The sequence below is a fragment of the Nocardioides silvaticus genome (assembly GCF_003160695.1).
Classification (GTDB): domain Bacteria; phylum Actinomycetota; class Actinomycetes; order Propionibacteriales; family Nocardioidaceae; genus Nocardioides; species Nocardioides silvaticus.
In genome coordinates this window covers 113,757-134,143 of the sequence record NZ_QGDD01000008.1, presented here as the reverse complement: position 1 = coordinate 134,143, position 20,387 = coordinate 113,757, and the positions used below count along the sequence as shown (strand labels likewise).

The following is a 20,387-nucleotide window of genomic DNA, read 5'->3' as shown; positions in this document are numbered from 1 at the left end:
TGACGGTGCGAGACGGCTAAGAGCCGCCCGATCGGGTAGCCGGCCGTCCCCAGCTTGTGAGGTCCCACACGTCGACCGGGTCGCCGCCGGCGAGCTCGGTCACGTCCTCGGGAACGTCGATGAGGCAGTCCGCGCCGGCCATCCATCCCAGGAAACCCGAACCCGGCGGGCCCCAGGGTCGGACCGCCCCCGCGACGGCGTCGAGCCGTCCGCGCCGCAGCTGGCGCTTCCCGCCGGGGGAGGTGATCGCCTCGGTGAGAGCGGCACGGACGATCGGCCGGTGAGGGCGGGGATGTCCGTACGACGCGCGCAGCGCGGGCCGGACGAAGACCTCGAACGACACCAGTGAGCTCACGGGGTTGCCGGGGAGGCAGACCACGGCCGCCTCGCCGTACGTCCCCGACCCCTGGGGCATGCCGGGCTGCAGGGCGACCTTGGTGAACTCGACGCCGCGTGGGGCGAGCGCGTCCTTGACCACCTCGTAGGCGCCGGCGCTGACGCCGCCGGAGGTCAGGACCAGGTCGACGCCCGCCTCGAGCTCGGCGTCGAGGGTGCTCAGGAAGGTCGGGACGTCGTCGGCGACCCACAACCGCCGGATCGCGACCGCGCCGGCGTCCTCGACGGCGGCGGCGAGCATGTGGCTGTTGGAGTCGCGGATCTGGCCCGCGGCGGGCACCGGGTCGTCGGTGAGCTCGGACCCGGTCGAGCAGACGAGCACCCGCGGCCGCGGCCGTACGACGACCGCGCGCACCCCGAGCGCCGCCAGCAGCCCGATCTGCGCCGCGCCCACCAGCGTGCCCGCCGGCAGCACCTCGGTCCCGGCCGTCACGTCGCTGCCGGCGGTGCGGATGAACGATCCGGGCTCCCGCGCCGCGGAGACCGTGACCACGTCGGTGCCCGCGTCGGTCCGCTCCACCTCGACCACCGCGTCGGCGCCGCGGGGGAGCGGCGCCCCGGTCATGATCCGGTGCGCGGTGCCGGGCTCCAGCACGCCGATCCCCGCGCCGGCCGGGATGTCGGCGGCGACCGGCAGGCGCACCGGCGCCGCCTCGCTCGCGCCCGCGACGTCGACGGCCCGCACTGCATAGCCGTCCATCGCGGAGTTGTCGAACGACGGCAGCTCCTCCGGTGCCGTGACCGGCTCGGCCAGCACCAACCCGCGTGCCTCGGCCGGCGCGACCCTGGTCGGCGTGAGCAGCCCCAGCAGGTCGGCGATCCGGCGCTGGTGCTCGGACACGGGACGCAGGGCAGTCGGGGCGGGGTGCTGGGCCACCGGCAAAAACTAGCGTGACGGGCGAGGCAGCCCCCATGACTCCGCCTCGCCCGTCAGCTATCTCCCACAACGGGCGGACGACGCGCGGGTTACGCGAGCCCTGGACAGTCTGTCGCGGGAATCACGTCGGCCGTTCTTTGGATCGTTCAAGTCCCACTGGGTTAACGTCGACCTGTGCGTGCGATCCGACGTTTCACAGTCCGTCCCCTCCTGCCCCCGGCGTTGGCCCCGATCGGCGAGCTGGCCGCCAACCTGCGGTGGTCCTGGCATCCCGAGACCCAGGACGTCTTCGCCGCCGTCGACCCCGACCTGTGGGCGGCCAGCGGCCGCGACCCGGTGCGGCTGCTCGGCGAGGTGCCCGCGGGGCGTTGGGACGAGCTCGCCGCGGACGAGGGGTTCGTCCGCCGGCTCGGCGAGGTCCGCGCCGACCTCGAGAGCTACCTGACGGCTCCCCGCTGGTACCAGCGGGCCTCCGAGCGGCAGCCCGACGTCGCGTGGCCCCGCCAGATCGCCTACTTCTCCCCGGAGTTCGGCATCACGGCGGTGCTTCCGCAGTACTCCGGCGGTCTCGGCATCCTCGCCGGTGACCACCTCAAGGCCGCGAGCGACCTAGGTGTGCCGATCCTCGGCGTCGGCCTGCTCTACCGGCACGGCTACTTCAAGCAGTCGCTCTCCCGGGAGGGCTGGCAGCAGGAGACCTACCCGGTCCTCGACCCCGACGGGCTGCCGATCTCGCTGCTCCACGAGCCCGACCCTTCGACAGGCTCAGGAGGGACCGGCAAGCGGGCGACGATCTCGATCGCGATGCCCGACGGCCCGGACCTGCTCGCCCGGATCTGGGTGGCCAGCGTGGGCCGCGTCCCGCTGCTGATGCTCGACACCGACGTCGAGGGCAACCCCGACCACTACGTCGACATCACCGACCGGCTGTACGGCGGCAACAGCGAGCACCGGCTCCGCCAGGAGCTGCTGCTCGGCATCGGCGGGGTCCGCGCCATCCGCACCTACTGCCGGATCACCGGCGCCCCCGAGCCCGAGGTCTTCCACACCAACGAGGGCCACGCCGGCTTCCTCGGCATCGAGCGGATCCGCGAGCTCACCGTCGCCGAGGACGGTCCGCGCCTCGACCTCGAGACCGCGATCGAGGTCGGGCGAGCGTCCACCGTGTTCACCACCCACACCCCGGTGCCGGCCGGCATCGACCGGTTCCCGCGGACGATGGTCGAGCAGTACTTCGCCGACGCCGGCCCGACCCCGGGCGTGCCCGTCGAGCGGATCCTGGCCCTCGGTGCCGAGGACTACGAGGGCGGCGACCCCGGCGTCTTCAACATGGCGGTGATGGGGTTCCGGCTGGCACAGCGCGCCAACGGCGTCTCCCAGCTGCACGGCCACGTCAGCCGCGGCATGTTCAACGGCCTGTGGCCGGCCTTCGACGAGGCCGAGGTCCCGATCGGGTCGATCACCAACGGTGTGCACGCGCCGACCTGGGTCGCGCGTGAGGTCCTCGCCGTGGCCGCGTCCTACGGCGCCGACCCCGAGAGCGACGACACCGAGGGCTTCTGGGCCGCGGTCGACAAGGTCCCCGCCGGCGAGCTGTGGGGCACGAAGCGGATGCTGCGCTCGCGGCTCGTCGACGAGGCCCGGCGCCGGCTCGCACGGTCGTGGGAGAAGCGCGGGTCCGCCCGCGCCGAGCTCGGCTGGATCGACTCCGCCCTCGACCCCGACGTGCTGACGATCGGCTTCGCGCGACGGGCGGCGTCGTACAAGCGGCTCACGCTGATGATGCGCGACCCGGAACGGCTCAAGCGCCTGCTCCTGCACCCCGAGCGCCCGGTCCAGCTGGTGATCGCCGGCAAGGCACACCCGGCCGACGACGGCGGCAAGAAGCTGATCCAGGACATCGTCCGGCTCTCCGACGACCCGGAGATCCGCCATCGGATCGTGTTCCTGCCCAACTACGACATCGCGATGGCGCAGCCGCTCTACCCCGGCTGCGACGTGTGGCTCAACAACCCGTTGCGTCCCTACGAGGCCTGCGGAACGTCGGGCATGAAGGCCGCGCTCAACGGCGGCCTCAACCTGTCGGTGCTCGACGGCTGGTGGGACGAGTGGTTCGACGGCGACAACGGCTGGGCGATCCCGACCGCCGACGGCGTGGACGACGTCGACCACCGCGACGACCTCGAGGCCGCCGCGCTCTACGACCTGATCGAGCACGAGGTAGCCCCGCGGTTCTACGACCTCGACCACGACGGCATCCCGGTCCGCTGGGTCGAGATGCTGCGTCACACCTGGAAGTCGCTCGGCCCCAAGGTGCTGGCGACCCGGATGGTCAGCGACTACGTGCGCCAGCTCTACGCCCCCGCTGCGACCAACGCCCGGGCGCTCAACAGCGACTACGCGGGTGCCCGCGAGCTCGCGCAGTGGAAGGCCCGCGTCCGCGCCGGCTGGTCGGGCGTGCGGGTCGAGCACGTGGAGACGCACGGGGTGGGCGACGAGCCGCTCGTCGGCTCGCCGATGACGGTGCGGTCCTACGTCGCGCTCGGCGAGCTGTCGCCCGACGACGTCGAGGTGCAGCTGGTGTCGGGGCGGGTCAACGCCGAGGACGTCCTGGTCGACCCGGTCACCACGGTGCTCCAGCCGACGGAGTCGTACGACGGCGGCCGCCACCGCTTCGACGCCGAGGTCGGTCTCGCCCGCAGCGGTCCGTTCGGCTACACCGTGCGGGTGGTGCCGTCCAACCCGTTGCTGGTCGCCCCCGCGGAGCTCGGGGTCGTCACCGTCGCCTGACCTGGGTCCGGCTACTCCGTCTCCTGCAGCACGACCACGCAGCGCGGGCCGATCGACAGCTCCTTCCCGGCGACGGCCTCGGCGCCGATAGGGAGGTCGGGGTCGGTGGAGATCACGACCCGACCGCGGCGCACCCAGTCGTTGTCGGGAAGGAACACCGAGCACGGCTCGGGGCCGGCGTGGAACCACATGAGGAACGACGCGTCGATCACCTGCTCTCCGCGCGGCCCGGGCTCGCGCAGGGGCTTGCCGGTGACGAACATGCCGATCGTGCGCAGGCCCGAGTCGTGCCAGTCGTCGTCGCTCATCTCGCGACCGGTCGGGTGCAGCCAGGCCACGTCCTTCGGTCCGCCCACGATGGTGGGACGGCCCTCGAACCAGTGCCGCTGCCGCAGGGTCTGGTGGTCCCGCCGCAGCCGGAGCGCCGTCTTGGTGAGCTCGTAGACGTCGAGCCACGCGTCGTCGGCGCTCCAGTCGACCCACGAGATCTCGTTGTCCTGGCAGTAGGGGTTGTTGTTGCCGCCCTGGGTGCGGCCGCGTTCGTCGCCGGCGGTCAGCATCGGGACGCCGTTGGACAGGCAGAGCGTCGCCATCAGGTTGGCCGCCTGCCGCCGCCGCAGCGCGACGACGGCGAGGTCGTCGGTCTCGCCCTCCACGCCGTGGTTCCACGACCGGTTGTTGTCGGTGCCGTCGCGGTTGTCCTCACCGTTGGCCTCGTTGTGCTTCCGGTCGTAGGAGACGAGGTCGCGCACGGTGAAGCCGTCGTGCGCGGTGACGAAGTTGACCGAGTTGAAAGCCGACCGCCCGTCGTCCGCGTAGAGGTCCGAGGAGCCGGCGAGGCGGGTGGCGACGCCGTGCACGCCGTCGGTCTGACCGACCCAGAAGTCGCGGATCGTGTCGCGGTACTTGTCGTTCCACTCCACCCACGGCGGCGGCATCCGGCCCACCAGGTAGCCGTTCATCGAGACGTCCCAGGGCTCGGCGATGAGCTTCACGTGCCGGAGCACCGGGTCCTGGCCCATCGCGACGAGCAGCTTGCACGACATGTCGATCTCGGTGCCGCTGCGGGTGAGCGCCGACATCAGGTCGAAGCGGAAGCCGTCGACGTGCATCTCGGTCACCCAGTAGCGCAGCGAGTCCAGGATCAGCCGGAGCGCCAGCGGGTCCTCGGTGTTCACCGTGTTGCCGCAGCCGGTGACGTCCCAGTACGTGTCGTCGAACTCCGGCGCCGGCTCGTCAGCGTCCTCGTCCACGGGATCGGCCGCGGGCGGCACCCGTCGGTAGAACCCGCGGTCGTCGAGGCCGCGGAACGACCAGGTCTCCCCGTCCGAGCCCGCCTCCGCCGTGTGGTTGTAGACGACATCGAGGATGACCTCGAGGCCGGCCCGGTGCAGGGCCTTCACCATCTCCTTGAACTCGGTGACCTGCTGCCCGCGGTCACCCGAGGCGCTGTAGTCGGCGTGCGGGGCGAAGAAGCCGATGCTGTTGTAGCCCCAGTAGTTGGTCAGCCCGCGCTCGCGCAGGGCCGGCTCGGAGAAGAACTGGTGCACCGGCAGCAGCTCGACCGCGGTGACGCCCAGGTCGCGGAGGTAGTCGGTGACGACGGGGTGGCCCAGTCCGGCGTAGGTGCCGCGCAGCTCCTCGGGCACCCGGTCGTGCAGCTGGGTGAAGCCCTTGACGTGCAGCTCGTAGATGACGGTGTCCCGCCACCGACGGCCGATCCGGATGTCCCCCTCCCAGTCGAACGACGGGTCGACCACGACGCTCGTGGGTGTGGTCTCCGTCGCGCCGACCGGTCCCGTGCTCACCGCCAGGCCGTAGGGGTCGAGCAGCAGCTTGTCCGCGTCGAAGCGGAACCCGTGGGCCGGGTCGTGGGGACCGTCGGCGCGGAAGCCGTAGCGGGTCCCGGGTGCGATGCCGGGCAGGGCGCCGTGCCAGATCCCGAGTGAGTGCTCGGTCAGGGGGTACCTGCGCTCTCCTCCCGACTCGTCCTCGTCGTCGAAGACGCAGAGCCAGACCTCTTCGGCGTCGGGGGAGTAGACCGCGAAGTTGGTCGACTCGGGGCTCCAGGTGGCCCCCAGGGGCCAGTTCCGCCCCGGCCAGACCGGGGCGGTGTCGCCGAGGTTGCGCCAGAGTCCGGGAGTCATGGACTCGATTCTGCCGGGTCCGGCACAATGCGCACTCAGATCCCCTTCCGCATCACTGATCACAGAGGAGTGCAATGGCGAGCGAGTTCGTGCGACTCGAGGTGGCCGACGGCGTGGGGACGATCCGCCTGGACCGGCCCAAGATGAACGCCATCAGCTTCCAGGTGCAGGACGAGCTCGTCGCGGTCGCCGCGGAGGCGACGGAGCGCTCCGACGTCAAGGCGGTCGTGGTGTGGGGCGGCGAGCGGGTGTTCGCGGCCGGCAACGACGTGAAGGAGATGGCCGAGAAGTCGTACGTCGACCTCGTCGACCGCGGCGACAAGGTGCAGGGCGCTGTTTCAGCGATCGCCCGGATCCCCAAGCCGGTGGTGGCGGCCGTCAACGGCTACGCCCTCGGCGGCGGCTGTGAGCTCGCGATGGCGGCCGACCTCCGCTTCGCCGCGGAGGACGCGGTCTTCGGGCAGCCCGAGGTGCTCCTCGGCATCATCCCCGGCGCCGGCGGCACCCAGCGGCTGAGCCGGCTGGTGGGGCCGGCGAAGGCCAAGGAGCTGATGTTCACCGGCCGGTTCGTGAAGGCCGACGAGGCACTCGAGATCGGGCTGGTCGACCAGGTGTTCCCGGCCGAGCAGGTCTACGGCGCCGCGGTGGCCTGGGCCTCGAAGTTCAGCGAGGCGGCGTCGTACGCCCTCCGCGCGATCAAGGAGAGCGTCGACCGCGGCCTGGAGACCGACCTCGAGACCGGACTGGCGATCGAGCGGCAGCTCTTCGCCTCGGTGTTCGCTACCGAGGATCGGACCACCGGCATGCAATCCTTCATCGAGAACGGGCCCGGCAAGGCCAGATTCGAGGGACGATGAGCAGGATGGCAGACAAGCCCACCCGGGAGGACTCGTCCCGCAGCAGCGCGCTGACGGTCGCTCGCGTCCGCGGCACCGTCGCGCGCGTGGTGTGGGTGGTGTGCCTCACCCTGGCGCTGATCCTCGCGATCGCGGCGTTCAGCTTCGCGCTCGACGCGAACGAGGAGAACGGCCTCGTCCAGCTGGTCCGCGACCTGGCGGACGCCTTCGACCTGCGGGCCTTCGACCTGGAGAAGCCGGTCAAGGAGTTCGACGACCCCAACAGCGAGGTCAAGACCGCCCTGTTCAACTACGGCATCGCGGCGGTCGTCTACATGATCGTGGGCCGGTTCCTCGAGCGGCTGATCCGGCCGTAAGACGGCGCCGGGACCGAGTGTGATCCCGGTTACCGTGTGAGGTAGTCCACGCTCGAGCGGTTACCTGTGCTCCCGAACTGGGCGGTAACCTGCGAGCGCTGTCCAGCTATGGACCCAAGGTCGACCCTGCGAGGTCGCACGAGCTCAGGAAGGGGCCGGTCCGGCCACAACCATGAACATTGTCGTCTGTGTGAAGTACGTCCCCGACGCCACCGCGGACCCGCGGTTCGAGTCGGACAACACCGTTGACCGGGTGGGTGTCGACGGACTCCTCTCGGAGCTCGACGAGTACGCCGTCGAGCAGGCGCTCCAGCTGAAGGAGGGCGCCGAGGAGGACGTCACCGTCACCGCGCTGACCGTCGGTCCCGAGAAGGCCGCGGACGCCGTGCGCAAGGCGCTGCAGATGGGCGCCGACCAGGGTGTCCACGTCCAGGACGAGGCGATCGCCGGCTCCGACTCGATCGCCACCTCGCTGGTCCTCGCCAAGGCCGTCGAGAAGATCGGTGACGTCGATGTCGTCATGTGCGGCATGGCCTCGACCGACGGCGCCATGAGCGTCGTCCCCGCGATGCTCGCCGAGCGGCTCGGCCTGCCCCAGGTCACCCTGGGCTCGCGCATCGAGCGCAAGGAGAACCAGCTCGCCGTCCAGCGCGACGGTGACACCGCGACCGAGGTCGTCATCGGCACGATGCCGCTGGTCGCGTCCGTCACCGACCAGTCCGGTGAGGCGCGCTACCCGTCCTTCAAGGGCATCATGGCGGCGAAGAAGAAGCCGCTGGAGTCCTACAGCCTCGCGGACCTCGGCGTCGACGCCGGCGAGGTCGGTCTCTCGGTCGCCTGGTCGACCGTCGAGGAGACCAACGAGCGTCCCCCGCGGACCGCCGGCGAGATCGTCAAGGACGAGGACGGCTCGGGCGCCACGGCGCTGGTCGACTTCCTCGCCTCGAAGAAGTTCATCTGAGGAGCGAATACGTTATGTCTGAAGTTCTGGTTCTCGTCGACCACGTCGACGGAGCGGTCCGCAAGCCGACCTTCGAGCTCCTCGCGATCGCGAAGCGGCTCGGCGAGCCGTCCGCGGTCTTCATCGGTGCGTCCGACAAGGCCGAGGCGGCTGCCGCCGACCTGGCGAAGTACGGCGCGGAGAAGGTCTACACCGTCGACGACGCCGAGGTGAAGGGCTTCCTGGTGGCGCCCAAGGCCGAGGTCCTGCAGCAGGTGGCCGAGAAGGCGCAGCCCGCCGCGATCCTCATCGTCTCCTCCGCCGAGGGCAAGGAGATCGCCGGTCGTCTCGCGATCAAGCTGCAGTCCGGCCTGATCACCGATGCGGTGGACGTGGACGGCGACGGCAGCACGACCCAGTCCGTGTTCGCCGGCAACTACACCGTCAAGGCCAAGGTCACCCAGGGCACGCCGATCATCACCGTGAAGCCGAACTCCGCCAACGCGGAGGAGGCCGCCGGCGCCGGCACTGTCGAGCAGTTCTCGGCGACCGTCTCCGACGCGGCGAAGACCGCCCGGATCGTGGCGTCGAACCCGCGCCAGGCCAGCGGCCGTCCCGAGCTGGCCGAGGCCGCGATCGTCGTCTCCGGCGGTCGCGGCACCGGTGGTGACTTCGGTGCGGTCGAGGGCCTCGCGGACGCGCTCGGCGCCGCCGTCGGTGCGTCGCGCGCCGCCGTCGACTCCGGTTGGCAGCCGCACGCCCTCCAGATCGGCCAGACCGGCAAGACCGTCTCGCCGCAGCTCTACATCGCCAACGGCATCTCCGGTGCGATCCAGCACCGCGCCGGCATGCAGACCTCGAAGACCATCGTGGCCGTCAACAAGGACGAGGAGGCCCCGATCTTCGAGCTCGTCGACTTCGGTGTCGTGGGCGACCTGCACTCCGTGCTGCCCGCCGCGACCGAGGCGATCAACCAGAAGAAGGGCTGACCCTCCCGCCACGCACACGACGAAGCCCCCGGCACCGAGGTGCCGGGGGCTTCGCCGTTCTAGAGGGAGACGGGGTCAGCGGGCCTCGTCGTAGATGCCGCCGTTCTCGTCGACCACGCCGACCTTGGCGACCTTGACCTTCCGCTCGCCGTTCTTGTTGGTGAACAGACGGATCTTGCGGAGGGACTCGTTGTTCGTCGTGTCGGACTCGATCAGCGTGCCGTCCGGGTTCGCGAGGACGCGGACGTAGTAGATGCCGTCGGGCAGGTTCTTGATCGGGAACGACTGGCCGGCGCGGAACTGGGCGTAGGTGTCACCCCAGCCGGACGAGAGCACCTCGCGGATGGAGCGGATCTCGTAACCGCCGCAGACGCTGCCGAGGTCCTCCTGCCAGGCCTCCCAGGCCGCGCCCTCGACGGTCAGGTCGACCGCGTCGGTGTTGGCCAGGCAGAACGACTCCTTGCCCGAGCGGACCGCGTGCGACTGGTCGGCGTTGAGCAGCTCGTAGGTGGCGAAGTCGTTGAAGTGCCAGTGGTTGTGGCTCGGGGCGTCGTGCCAGATCATCGTGCCCACCTCCTGGTAGGCCACCTGGTTGCCGTCCTCGTCGAGGAAGTACTGGTAGGCGTCCATGACGTCCTCGCCCGCACGGCGGAAGCCGTCGACGACGAGCGGGGAGTTGCCGGCGTTCCACACGTTGGCGGCGAACTGCAGCTGGGTGCCCTTGCCGTTCACCTGGATGCTGAACGCCGGGAGGGAACGCAGGTCCGGCACCGGGGTCTCCGGCGGCAGGTCCGCGAGCGAGTCGATGCCGCCGGCCGGGTCGGGCTCCTGCCGGTTGGGGGTGAGCCGCGGGTTGGTGCCCTTGTCCCGGCAGCCGCGGCCCCGGCAGTCGTCCTCGCTGATGACGGTGAGGACGGTGGTGGCCGAGCGCTGCTCGGCGGTCAGCCCGAGCGCGTCGGCGTACCCCCTGGCGATCGACACGGTCAGGTCGTACTCGCCGGGCTTCACCCGCAGACCGGACTCGTAGCCGAAGACGCTGGCGCCCCAGCCGGCCGGGATGCCCTGGACCGCGCCGAGGGCGAAGGAGTTGTAGTAACAGGTGCGCGGGTAGGGATTCCTGAACTCCGCGTCGGGCGTCAGCCGCTCGGAGGACTCCCCGAGGCAGGTGCTGCGCTTGCGGGTGACCGGCTTGGCGTCCGGGTCGTTGCGGTCGACGAGCGTGACCCGCAGCAGGTTGTGGAGCTGGCCGACCGTCTTCTGCTGGGGGAGGTCGACGTCACCGAGGGGGAGCTTCGCCACGGCGGTCGGCAGGGACTCGTAGTCCGGAGCCCGCTGGGTGATGATCTCTAGCGGAGCGTCGTTCACCTCGAGCCGGAAGCCCAGGTCGGAGTAGATGGCGCGTCCGTAGGTGTAGGCGGTCACGCTCGGCGGGGCGACGAGGTCGATCGTCGGGTTCGTGGGCTCCGCGCCGGCCGCCGGGGTGGTGGTGGTCGCAGCGACGAGCGGGACGCCGAGCGCGGCGGTGGCCAGCAGGGCGGCGCCCCATCGCTTCCGGCGGGGGGACAGGTGGTGGATCACTGGCATCTCCTCGAGCAGGCATGGCTGAGCGGTGTGGCACGTGGGCCGTGCCTGACTGGTAGACGCCCGAGACGACCGGACGGTTGCGTCGACCGGCAACTAACCTTCCACAGGTGAGCATCACGGAGGACGTAATTGACGCAGCCCGTCGAGCGCGCGTCGCCGGGCGGGACCTCGCCCTCGCCACCCGGGCGACCAAGGACGCCGCCCTGCACGCGATGGCGGACGCGCTCCTGGCGCGCGAGACCGAGCTGCTGGCCGCCAACGCCGACGACATCGGCCGCGCGGAGGCGGGCGGCACGCCGGCGAACATCATCGACCGGCTGCGGTTGACGCCGGACCGGCTGGCCGGGATGGCGCAGGGCCTGCGCGACGTCGCCGGGCTGGCCGACCCGGTCGGCGAGGTCGTCCGCGGCGGCGTCCTCGCCAACGGGCTGGAGCTTCGTCAGGTGCGGGTGCCGTTCGGCGTGGTCGGGATCATCTACGAGGCCCGGCCCAACGTGACGGCCGACGCCGCCGGGATCTGCCTCAAGTCCGGCAACGCGGTGCTGCTGCGCGGCAGCTCCAGCGCCCGCTCGAGCAACGCCGCCATCGTGGACGTCCTCCGCGAGGCGCTGGCGTCGGCAGGCCTCCCCGCCGACGCCGTGCAGCTGGTGCCGGGCGACAGCCACGAGAGCGTGAAGGCGCTGATGCGGGCCCGCGGGCACGTCGACGTGCTCATCCCCCGCGGCGGCGCCGGACTGATCCAGTCGGTGGTCGAGGAGTCGACCGTTCCGGTGATCGAGACGGGCGTGGGCAACTGCCACGTCTACGTCGACGCGGCGGCCGACCTCGACAAGGCCCTCGCGATCGTGCTGAACGCCAAGACCCACCGCACCAGCGTCTGCAACGCCGCCGAGTCGCTCCTCGTGCACGAGGCGGTCGCCGCCGAGCTCCTGCCCCGGGTCGTCGCGGCCCTCCAGGACGCCGGAGTGACGTTGCACGGCGACGAGGCCTTCGCCGCCCACGACGGCGTGGTGCCGGCCACCGACGAGGACTGGGCCACGGAGTACCTCTCGCTCGACATCGCCGCCCGCGTCGTACCCGACCTCGATGCGGCCCTCGAGCACATCCGCCGCTGGTCGAGCCAGCACTCCGACGCCATCGTGACCGAGGACCAGGCCGCGGCCCGCCGGTTCGTCGCCGAGGTCGACTCGGCCGCGGTCCTCGTCAACGCCTCGACCCGGTTCACCGACGGCGGCGAGTTCGGCTTCGGGGCCGAGATCGGCATCAGCACCCAGAAGCTGCACGCCCGCGGGCCGATGGGGCTGCCGGAGATGACGTCGACGAAGTACGTCGTGGTGGGCGAGGGTCACGTGCGTTAGACCGCACGGTAGGTTTCGCGCCATGGCAGGTGCGTCCGATCGGATCTACGCGGACGCGTCGTCCGAGCGGCTCCTGACCGGGGCGACCGTGATCACGTTCATCCGGACGATCGCGACGTTGGCGCTCAGCCTCTGGGCGGCGTACGACGAGAGCCTGACCCTGCTGGTGATCGGGCTGGTCGTCTACTGGGTCGGTGACTCGCTCGACGGCGAGTGGGCACGCTGGTTCGACTGCGAGACCCGCATCGGCGGCGTCATCGACATGTGCTGCGACCGGTTGAGCTGCGGGGCGTTCTACGTCGGCCTCGCCTGGCTGCAGCCGGCGCCGTTCTTCTTCAGCGACGAGCCGATGGAGCTGATCGCGATCCCGATCGCGGTCTACCTCTTCGAGTTCATGGTCATCGACATGTACCTGTCACTGGCGTTCCTGGCCTGGCCGATCCGCAGCCCCAACTACTTCCACGTCGTCGACCGCCGGATCTACCTGTGGAACTGGTCCCGGGTCGGCAAGGCGGCCAACTCAGGCCTGTTCGCCGTGCTGCTGCTCGCCACCGGCTGGTGGTGGCTCGGACTGATCATCGCGGTCGCCCTGCTGGCACTGAAGATCATGTCCCTGCGGTGGCTCCTGCAGCTCGGGATCCCGGTCCCCGAGAGAGTGCCCTCGGCATGATCCTGTGGCTGACGACCTTCGCGGTCAGCATCGCGTCAGCTCTCCTGCCCTTCCTCCCGATGGAGGTCTACATCGTCGGCGCGGCCGCGACGTCGCCGAGCGTGCCCGCCGCGATCGGGCTCGGCATCGCCGCCGGCGCGGGCGCGACGGTCGGCAAGATCATCTGGTACGAGGCGGCCCGCCGCGGGATCGACTCGAAGTGGGCGCAGAAGAAGCTCGCCAACCCGAAGGTGAAGGCCGGCTACGAGAAGTGGATCGAGCGGATGCGGGGCCGCCCGTTCTACGCCGCTGCGATCATGTTCGTCGCAGCGTCGGCCGGCCTCCCGCCGCTGCTCGTCATGGCGGCCGTCGGCGGGCTGCTGAAGATGCCGATGTGGGTGTTCGTGCCCACCGTCTTCGTCGGCCGGACCATCCGCTTCTCCTTCCTCTTCCTCGGCGTGGACTTCGCGATCCACTGAGCGGGACCACCGGTGGGGTCCGATACGATCCGCGCATGCAGATCAGCCAGACCGCTCTCGCCGTCATCCTGGCCGCCGAGGAGCACGGCGAGCCCGCCGTGAACCCGTGGATCATCGGTGGCGGCACGCTCGCGATCCTGCTGCTGGCCCTGATGGCGCTCGTCTGGTTCGGCGGCGGCCGCGACCACAGCTGATCCCATGACGGACCCCGCTCGGCGTCCCCGGGTCGGGGTGATGGGGGGCACGTTCGACCCCATCCACCACGGCCACCTGGTGGCGGCCTCGGAGGTTCAGGGCTGGTTCGACCTCGACGAGGTCCTGTTCGTGCCGACCGGGCAGCCGTACCACAAGCCGGACCGTGAGGTCTCGCCCGCCGAGCACCGCTACCTGATGACGGTGATCGCCACCGCCGCCAACCCCCGGTTCAAGGTGAGCCGGGTCGACATCGACCGCGACGGTCCGACGTACACGATCGACACGCTGCGCGACCTGCGCGCCCAGCGCCCCGAGGCCGACCTCTTCTTCATCACGGGTGCCGACGCGCTGACCGACATCTTCAGCTGGCGCGACGCCGACGACGTCTTCGAGCTCGCCCACTTCGTCGGTTGCACCCGCCCCGGGTCGGACATGGACCCGGCCACGCTTTCGGCTATCCCGCACGAGCGTGTCACGATGTTGGAGGTGCCCGCACTGGCCATCTCCTCCACCGACTGCCGGCAGCGGCAGGCGGAGGGGCAGCCGATCTGGTACCTCGTTCCCGACGGGGTCGTGCAGTACATCACCAAGCACGGCCTCTACGCCGCAGAACCCGGAGAGAAATGACCGCGACCGAGCACGCCGTCGAGCTGGTGCACGCGGCGGCACGCGCCGCCGCCGACAAGCTGGCCACCGACCTCCTCGCCTTCGACGTGAGCGAGCAGCTCGCCATCACCGACGCCTTCCTCCTGGTGTCGGGCGCCAACGACCGCCAGGTCAAGGCCATCGTCGACGAGGTCGAGGACAAGCTGCGCGAGATCGGAGCCAAGCCGATCCGGCGCGAGGGGGAGCGGGACGGCCGCTGGGTCCTCATCGACTACGGCGAGATCGTCGTCCACGTCCAGCACAGCGAGGAGCGGCAGTTCTACGCTCTCGAGCGGCTCTGGCGCGACTGTCCGACCATTCAGCTCCCCGCCGAGGTCCACGGCCCCCCTGGCTCGGTCGTCGAGTAGCGGTCGTGAGGGACGAACGACCGCGTATCGAGACGCTGCCCGCACGACGGCTGGTCCTCCTGCGGCACGGCCGCACGGAGTGGAACGCGCGCAAGCGGGTCCAGGGCCAGCTCGACCCCGACCTCGACGAGACTGGCCACGCGCAGGCGCAGGCGGTAGGTCCGGCCGTCGCGGCGCTGGCGCCGGTGACCCTGCTGTGCTCCGACCTCGCCCGGGCCCGTCAGACCGCCGACCACGTCGCCCGCGCGACCGGCCTGACGCCGTCGTACGACGAACGGCTGCGGGAGTACCACCTGGGGGAGCGGCAGGGCCTGACCCACGACGAGTACGCCGTCCTCGAGCCGGAGGAGTTCACCCGCTTCCGTGCCGGCGACTGGGACGACGTCCCCGGCGCCGAGACCCGGGCGCAGGTCGCCGACCGGTTCTCCGCCGTCCTGAAGGAGGCCGCCGCCACCCTCGGCGCCGGTGAGACGGCCCTGGTCGTCGCGCACGGCGCCGCCATCCGCACCGGGATGGTGCACTGGCTCGGCTGGCCCTTGGAGCAGGCCGCCGACTTCCGCGCCCTCGGCAACTGTTGCTGGGTCGAGCTCGACGAGCGCCCGGGCGGACGGTGGGCGCTGGCGGCCTACAACCGCACCGCACCGGTGGTCGAGTAGTCCGAGCACGGCCGGCGAAGACGGATCGAGACCTCGATTTCTCCCACGAGAGGCGGTTCGGTAAGGTTCTCCGCGTTGTACACGGGGCTGTGGCGCAGCTGGTAGCGCATCTGCATGGCATGCAGAGGGTCAGGGGTTCGAGTCCCCTCAGCTCCACCGAGGGAAGCCGCCTACGGGCGGCTTCCTGCGTTCCCGGACAAGACGCACGAGCGGCGCGTCGGTATCAATGTGCCCGCGACAGGGCAATGATCGAGGTGTGAGCGCGGAGCGCGACACCGGTCCGTGGGGGACGGTACTCGTGCTGCTCGCGATCCTCGCGGTTGCCAACGCCGTCGTCGAGCCGTTCGCCCGCGACGGCGAGCACACGGCCGCGGACCTCACCGGCGACGCGACCCAGGATCCGATGGTCCGGAAGACGAAGGGCTGGGCCTCCGTCCGCCGCGCGACGATCACTCCCGGGATCCAGACGATCACCGGCGGGACGGGGCAGTGCACGACCAACTTCGTCTTCACCGACGCGCGCGGCCAGGTCTACCTCGGCCAGGCTGCCCACTGCGCCCGCACGGACGAGGACCTGAACGGCTGCAGGGCGGAGACCCTGCCGCTCGGCACCCGGGTCTCCTTCGTCATCGGGGCGACCCTGTTCGACGAGGGTCGGAGGCTCGGCCGGGGCAGGGTGGTCTACAGCAGCTGGCGCACCATGCAGGCCCGCCACGTCAGCAACCCTGACCTCTGCGCGTTCAACGACTTCGCCCTCGTGAAGGTGGCACGCGAGCACCACGGACGGGTCAACCCCACGCTGCCCTACTGGGGTGGGCCGACCGGTCTCTCGAAGGCCGCGGTCCGGGTGGGCGACAGCGCCTACGGCTACGGCCGGTCCTCGCTGCGGCCCGAGAAGAGCCGGCTCTCACGGCAGGCCGCGATCGCGATGACCGACTCCGTCGGCGACCAGGGCTGGTCGCACACGATCACCTCGGCCTCACCCGGGCTCCCCGGAGACAGCGGCAGCGCCTACGTCGACCAGGACGGCCGCGCAGTCGGCACCCTGTCGACGCTCCGCCTCGGGCCCCTGCTCGTGTGGAACGGGCTGAGCGACCTCTCGCGCGAGCTGGCCTACGCGCGTCGCCACTCCGGGATCGAGGGGCTGCGCCTCGAGCTCGGCACCGAGCCGTTCCGCGACTCAGTCAGGGACTGACTGGCTGGCGGCGGCCTCCGAGCGGGCCCAGGTGGCGGCGATCATCGCCGCCTGCGTCCGGTGGGACACCCCGAGCCGGCTGAGCAGCGCGGTGACGTGGTTCTTCACCGTCTTCTCGGCCAGGAACAGCCGGCGGGCGATCTCGCGGTTGGTCAGGCCGTCGGCGATGAGGAAGAGGATCTTGCGCTGCTGCGGGGTCAGGTCGGCGATCACCTGGAAGGAGCGCTTGTGGAGCGTGACGTGCTCGACCACGCTCGCTGGCACCGACCAGTCGACGACCGAGTGGCCGCTGGCCACCAGCCGGATGCCGTTGACCAGCGAGCTGGCGTTGACCTGCTCCAACAGGTAGCCGGCGGCGCCCGCCAGCATCGCGCTGGCGATCGCGTCGTCGTCCCGCCGGCCGGCGAGGATCAACCCTCGGATGCTCGGGTCGGCGGTCCGCACGCTCCGGCAGAGGTCGAGGCCGTTCCCGTCGGGCAGCCGGGCGTCGAGGACCGCGACGTCGGGCCGCAGGTCGAGGATCGCCGGCAGCGCCACCGCGGCCAGCGCCGACTGGCCGACGACCTCGATGTCCGGCTCGGCCTCGAGCAGGCTGAAGAGACCGCTGCGCACGATGTCGTGCTGCGCAGCGAGATACACCCGGATCGGTCCCTTGCCAGCCACGGCATCACTTTGCCGAGTCAGGGTCGGGTGCACCGCCCGAACCCGGACAATATCTCGCCCCCGGACCAGGTTCTGGCCGCTCGGTCGCGCCGTACCGGTCAGAAGTGACTAGGCGGGAGGGCGGTTCGGAGGAGCCGCCCAGGCGCTACGGTTCGGGGAACGCCCGCCGTACTGCCGAGAGGACCACTGCTGTGCCGTTCCGTAGCCCGTTCCCGGACGTCGAGATCCCCGACGTCAGCGTCTACGACTTCATCTTCGGTGACCTCACCGACGACGAGACCGGCAGGACCGCGGTCCACGACTCCGCGACCCACGCCGACACGACGTACGGCGACCTCAAGGCCCGTGTGGACGCGTTCGCCGGTGCATTGGCCGCCCGCGGCATCAAGCCCGGTGACGTCGTCGCGCTGCACTGCCCGAACACGGCGGCGTTCATCATCGCCTTCCACGGAATCCTCCGGGCCGGCGCGACCGCGACCACGATCAACTCGCTCTACACCCCGCCGGAGATCGCCAACCAGCTCCGGGACTCGGGAGCTCTCCGCTACGTCACGGTCTCGCTGCTGCTGCCGGGCGCGATGGCCGCGTGCACCGAGGTCGGCCTGGGCGCCGAGCACGTCATCGTGCTCGACGGCGCCGAGGGCCACGAGTCGATGATGGACCTGCTCTCGGAAGGTGCCGCACCTCCCGACGTGACCATCGACGCCGCCACGCACCTCGCGGTGCTGCCGTACTCCTCCGGCACCACCGGCAAGGCCAAGGGTGTGATGCTGACCCACCGCAACCTGGTCGCCAACACGCTGCAGTCGATGTCGGTCATCGCCGAGGAACCCGACGACGTGGTGCTCGCGGTGCTGCCGTTCTTCCACATCTACGGCATGAACGTGATCATGAGCATCACGCTCAAGCTCCGCGCGAAGCTCGTCACGATGCCGAAGTTCGACCTCGACGAGTTCCTCCGGCTGATCCACGAGCAGAAGATCTCCTTCCTCTACATCGCTCCGCCGATGGCGGTCGCCCTGGCCAAGCACCCCGCCGTCGACTCGATCGACACCTCCAGCGTGCGGGCCGTCCTCAGCGGCGCCGCGCCCCTCGACGAGGCGCTCGGTGAGGCGGTCAAGGCGCGCCTCGGCTGCGGGATGCTGCAGGGCTACGGCATGACCGAGCTCAGCCCGGTCTCCCACGCGCTCCCGATCGACCGCACCGACATCTCGGTGGGCTCGGTCGGCCTGGCGGTCGCCAACGTCGAGTTCAAGGTGATGGACCCTGCGACCGGCGAGGAGATCGAGGCCGTCCCGGGCGGCCGCACCGCGCCCGGCGAACTCTGGGTGAAGGGCCCCGGGGTCATGGTCGGCTACCTCGGCAACGACGCGGCCACCCGCGAGACCATCGACGACGAGGGCTACCTGCACACCGGCGACATCGTCGAGGTCGGCCCGGAGGGCGAGGTCTACGTCGTCGACCGGCTCAAGGAGCTCATCAAGTACAAGGGCTACCAGGTGCCGCCGGCCGAGCTCGAGGCCGTGCTGCTGACCCATCCCTCGATCGCCGACGCCGCCGTGGTCCCGCACCCCGACGAGGAGGCCGGCGAGATCCCGCACGCCTTCGTCGTGCTGCAGGAGGGCGCGTCGCTGACCGCCGACGAGGTGATGGACTACACCGCGGAGAAGGTCGCGCCGCACAAGAAGGTGCGGATGGTCGACTTCATCCCGGTCATCCCCAAGTCGGCGTCCGGCAAGATCCTCCGCAAGGACCTGAAGGGGAAGACGGCCGCCGACCTGGGCTAGGACGACGCGAGCGCCCCGCCGGCGGTGAACGGCCGTGCGGCATCCCGGCGGCGGGGGCGCCCGATGGCCTGGATGGTCCACCCCGCCCGGGTCCACCCGTCGAGGTCCAGCTTGTTGCGGCCGTCGATGATGACGGGGCGCGCGACCAGCCCGGCCGCCCACCGGGGGTCGGTCTCCAGGAACTCGGGCCACTCGGTCAGGTGGAGGACGAGGTCGGCCCCGCGGAGGGCGTGCTCCAGGCTCGCGACGTAGGTCAGCTCCGGGGCCACCGAGCGCGCGTTGAGGGCGGCTTCGGGGTCGAAGACCCGGACCTCGGCCCCGCGCCGGTGCACCTGGAGCGCGACGTCGAGCGCGGGGGAGTCCCGGACGTCGTCCGACAGCGGCTTGAACGCCGCTCCGAGCACGGCGACGCGCCGAGCGCCGAGGTCCCCACCGCACAGCTCGAGCGCCAGGTCGACGACCTTGCTGCGGGCGCGGAGGTTGATCTCGTCGACCTCACGAAGAAGGCCCGACACCTGGGCTGCGCCCAGCTCCTCGGCTCGGGCGGACAGCGCCCGGAGGTCCTTGGGGAGGCAGCCGCCGCCGAAGCCGACACCCGCGTCGAGGAAGCGGCGGCCGATCCGGCTGTCGTCGCCGAGGATGTCGGCCAGCGCCACCACGTCGGCGCCGGAGCGGTCACTGATGTCGGCCATGGCGTTGATGAAGGAGATCTTGGTGGCGAGGAAGGCGTTGGCCGCCACCTTCGCGAGCTCGGCCGTCGCGAGGTCGGTGACGTGGACCGGCACGCCCCGCGCGATGGCGTCGGCGTAGACACCTCGGAGCACCAGCTCCGCGTCGGGTGTGTCCACCCCGAGCACCAGCCGATCGGGGTGCAGGGTGTCCAGCACCGCGTGCCCCTCCCGCAGGAACTCGGGGTTCCACGCGAGGACGGTCTCGACGCCGGGCGGGGCGAACCGCTCCAGCTCGCGCGCCACCCGCTCCGCCGTACCGACGGGGACGGTCGACTTCCCGACCACGACGCAGTCGCGGGTGAGGTGGCGCGCCAGGTCGCGGGCTGCGGCGAAGACCGCACCGAGGTCGGCGCTGCGCCCGAGGGCGGACTGCGGCGTACCGACGCAGAGGAAGTGGACGTCGGCGGACATGGCGGCGTCCGCGACCTCGGTGGTGAAGCGCAGCCGGCCGGTGCCGACGTGCCGTGCCAGGAGGTCGTCGAGGCCGGGCTCCGCGAACGGTGCCGCACCCTCGTTGAGGCGCGCCACCTTGCGGTGGTCGTGGTCGACGCCGACCACCTCGAAGCCGAGCTCGGCGAGGCAGGCGGCATGCGTGGCTCCCAGGTAGCCGGTGCCGATGACGCTGATGGTGAGATCCATGGACCCAGCGCAGCGGGCCCACCTGACGCGATGTCACCTGAGTGACGGATGTCCGGTGACGAAGCGGTGTACAGCGGGAGACCGGT

At 71.0% G+C, this 20,387-nt stretch carries 19 protein-coding genes and 1 tRNA gene; 15 read left to right on the top strand and 5 right to left on the bottom strand.

Annotation, left to right across the window (positions count from 1 at the left end):
* Positions 1 to 16: 16 nt before the first annotated feature.
* Positions 17 to 1,273, bottom strand: coding sequence for a molybdopterin molybdotransferase MoeA (locus DJ010_RS16940; RefSeq protein WP_245927641.1), 1,257 nt, complete (start codon positions 1,271 to 1,273; stop codon positions 17 to 19).
* Between the two features lie 174 nt (positions 1,274 to 1,447).
* Here DJ010_RS16940 and glgP point away from each other — a divergent pair, with 174 nt between their 5' ends.
* Positions 1,448 to 4,063: an alpha-glucan family phosphorylase gene (gene glgP / locus DJ010_RS16935; protein ID WP_109695927.1), complete on the top strand. Its 2,616-nt coding sequence runs from the start codon at positions 1,448 to 1,450 to the stop codon at positions 4,061 to 4,063.
* A gap of 11 nt (positions 4,064 to 4,074) precedes the next feature.
* Here the strand turns inward: glgP and glgX are convergent, their stop codons facing one another.
* Positions 4,075 to 6,210, bottom strand: coding sequence for a glycogen debranching protein GlgX (glgX, locus tag DJ010_RS16930; protein WP_109695925.1), 2,136 nt, complete (start codon positions 6,208 to 6,210; stop codon positions 4,075 to 4,077).
* Positions 6,211 to 6,284: 74 nt separating this feature from the next.
* Between glgX and DJ010_RS16925 the strand changes: the two genes are divergently transcribed.
* From DJ010_RS16925 to DJ010_RS16910, 4 genes are all read left to right on the top strand, one after another.
* Complete coding sequence (locus DJ010_RS16925) at positions 6,285 to 7,067, top strand: enoyl-CoA hydratase/isomerase family protein (protein ID WP_109695923.1); 783 nt, start codon at positions 6,285 to 6,287, stop codon at positions 7,065 to 7,067.
* Positions 7,068 to 7,072: 5 nt separating this feature from the next.
* A complete protein-coding gene (locus tag DJ010_RS16920; RefSeq protein WP_109695921.1) occupies positions 7,073 to 7,423 on the top strand; it encodes a hypothetical protein in 351 nt (116 codons plus the stop codon).
* A 172-nt stretch (positions 7,424 to 7,595) separates the two neighbouring features.
* Positions 7,596 to 8,384 carry an electron transfer flavoprotein subunit beta/FixA family protein gene (locus DJ010_RS16915; protein ID WP_109695920.1) on the top strand — a complete coding sequence of 263 codons (789 nt, stop codon included), beginning with the start codon at positions 7,596 to 7,598 and terminating at the stop codon, positions 8,382 to 8,384.
* A 14-nt stretch (positions 8,385 to 8,398) separates the two neighbouring features.
* Entirely contained in the window at positions 8,399 to 9,352 is a 954-nt protein-coding gene (locus DJ010_RS16910; protein WP_109695918.1) for an electron transfer flavoprotein subunit alpha/FixB family protein, read from the top strand.
* A 75-nt stretch (positions 9,353 to 9,427) separates the two neighbouring features.
* Here DJ010_RS16910 and DJ010_RS16905 read toward each other — a convergent pair whose 3' ends face one another.
* Complete coding sequence (locus DJ010_RS16905) at positions 9,428 to 10,930, bottom strand: lysyl oxidase family protein (RefSeq protein ID WP_109695916.1); 1,503 nt, start codon at positions 10,928 to 10,930, stop codon at positions 9,428 to 9,430.
* 113 nt (positions 10,931 to 11,043) lie between these two features.
* Here DJ010_RS16905 and DJ010_RS16900 point away from each other — a divergent pair, with 113 nt between their 5' ends.
* The 9 genes from DJ010_RS16900 to DJ010_RS16865 all read left to right on the top strand — a co-directional run bounded on the left by DJ010_RS16900 (position 11,044) and on the right by DJ010_RS16865 (position 16,481).
* On the top strand, positions 11,044 to 12,294 hold the full coding sequence (locus DJ010_RS16900; RefSeq protein WP_109695914.1) for a glutamate-5-semialdehyde dehydrogenase: 1,251 nt from the start codon (positions 11,044 to 11,046) through the stop codon (positions 12,292 to 12,294).
* A gap of 22 nt (positions 12,295 to 12,316) precedes the next feature.
* On the top strand, positions 12,317 to 12,964 hold the full coding sequence (locus tag DJ010_RS16895) for a CDP-alcohol phosphatidyltransferase family protein (protein ID WP_109695912.1): 648 nt from the start codon (positions 12,317 to 12,319) through the stop codon (positions 12,962 to 12,964).
* Positions 12,961 to 13,422 carry a hypothetical protein gene (locus tag DJ010_RS16890; protein ID WP_109695910.1) on the top strand — a complete coding sequence of 154 codons (462 nt, stop codon included), beginning with the start codon at positions 12,961 to 12,963 and terminating at the stop codon, positions 13,420 to 13,422. The genes DJ010_RS16895 and DJ010_RS16890 overlap by 4 nt, the downstream gene beginning before the upstream one ends.
* Positions 13,423 to 13,457: 35 nt before the next feature.
* Positions 13,458 to 13,616, top strand: a complete 159-nt coding sequence (locus DJ010_RS22310) for a hypothetical protein (protein ID WP_170124660.1) — start codon at positions 13,458 to 13,460, stop codon at positions 13,614 to 13,616.
* 4 nt (positions 13,617 to 13,620) lie between these two features.
* Positions 13,621 to 14,244 (top strand): nicotinate-nucleotide adenylyltransferase, encoded by a 624-nt coding sequence (gene nadD, locus DJ010_RS16885; RefSeq protein WP_109695908.1) that lies wholly within the window; start codon positions 13,621 to 13,623, stop codon positions 14,242 to 14,244.
* Positions 14,241 to 14,630 (top strand): ribosome silencing factor, encoded by a 390-nt coding sequence (gene rsfS, locus DJ010_RS16880; RefSeq protein ID WP_109695906.1) that lies wholly within the window; start codon positions 14,241 to 14,243, stop codon positions 14,628 to 14,630. The genes nadD and rsfS overlap by 4 nt, the downstream gene beginning before the upstream one ends.
* A 5-nt stretch (positions 14,631 to 14,635) precedes the next feature.
* Positions 14,636 to 15,286 (top strand): histidine phosphatase family protein, encoded by a 651-nt coding sequence (locus tag DJ010_RS16875; RefSeq protein WP_158283045.1) that lies wholly within the window; start codon positions 14,636 to 14,638, stop codon positions 15,284 to 15,286.
* An 83-nt stretch (positions 15,287 to 15,369) separates the two neighbouring features.
* Positions 15,370 to 15,442: transfer RNA gene (locus tag DJ010_RS16870), tRNA-Ala, on the top strand.
* Between the two features lie 100 nt (positions 15,443 to 15,542).
* Positions 15,543 to 16,481, top strand: coding sequence for a S1 family serine peptidase (locus tag DJ010_RS16865; RefSeq protein ID WP_109695904.1), 939 nt, complete (start codon positions 15,543 to 15,545; stop codon positions 16,479 to 16,481).
* Here the strand turns inward: DJ010_RS16865 and DJ010_RS16860 are convergent.
* On the bottom strand, positions 16,467 to 17,144 hold the full coding sequence (locus DJ010_RS16860; protein ID WP_211318841.1) for a LuxR C-terminal-related transcriptional regulator: 678 nt from the start codon (positions 17,142 to 17,144) through the stop codon (positions 16,467 to 16,469). The two genes, DJ010_RS16865 and DJ010_RS16860, sit on opposite strands and share 15 nt — an antisense overlap.
* A gap of 191 nt (positions 17,145 to 17,335) precedes the next feature.
* On the opposite strand from DJ010_RS16860, the gene DJ010_RS16855 reads away from it, so the two are divergent.
* A complete protein-coding gene (locus tag DJ010_RS16855) occupies positions 17,336 to 18,931 on the top strand; it encodes an AMP-binding protein (RefSeq protein ID WP_109695902.1) in 1,596 nt (531 codons plus the stop codon).
* Here the strand turns inward: DJ010_RS16855 and DJ010_RS16850 are convergent.
* A complete protein-coding gene (locus tag DJ010_RS16850) occupies positions 18,928 to 20,301 on the bottom strand; it encodes a UDP-glucose dehydrogenase family protein (protein ID WP_211318840.1) in 1,374 nt (457 codons plus the stop codon). The two genes, DJ010_RS16855 and DJ010_RS16850, sit on opposite strands and share 4 nt — an antisense overlap.
* Positions 20,302 to 20,387: the final 86 nt, after the last annotated feature.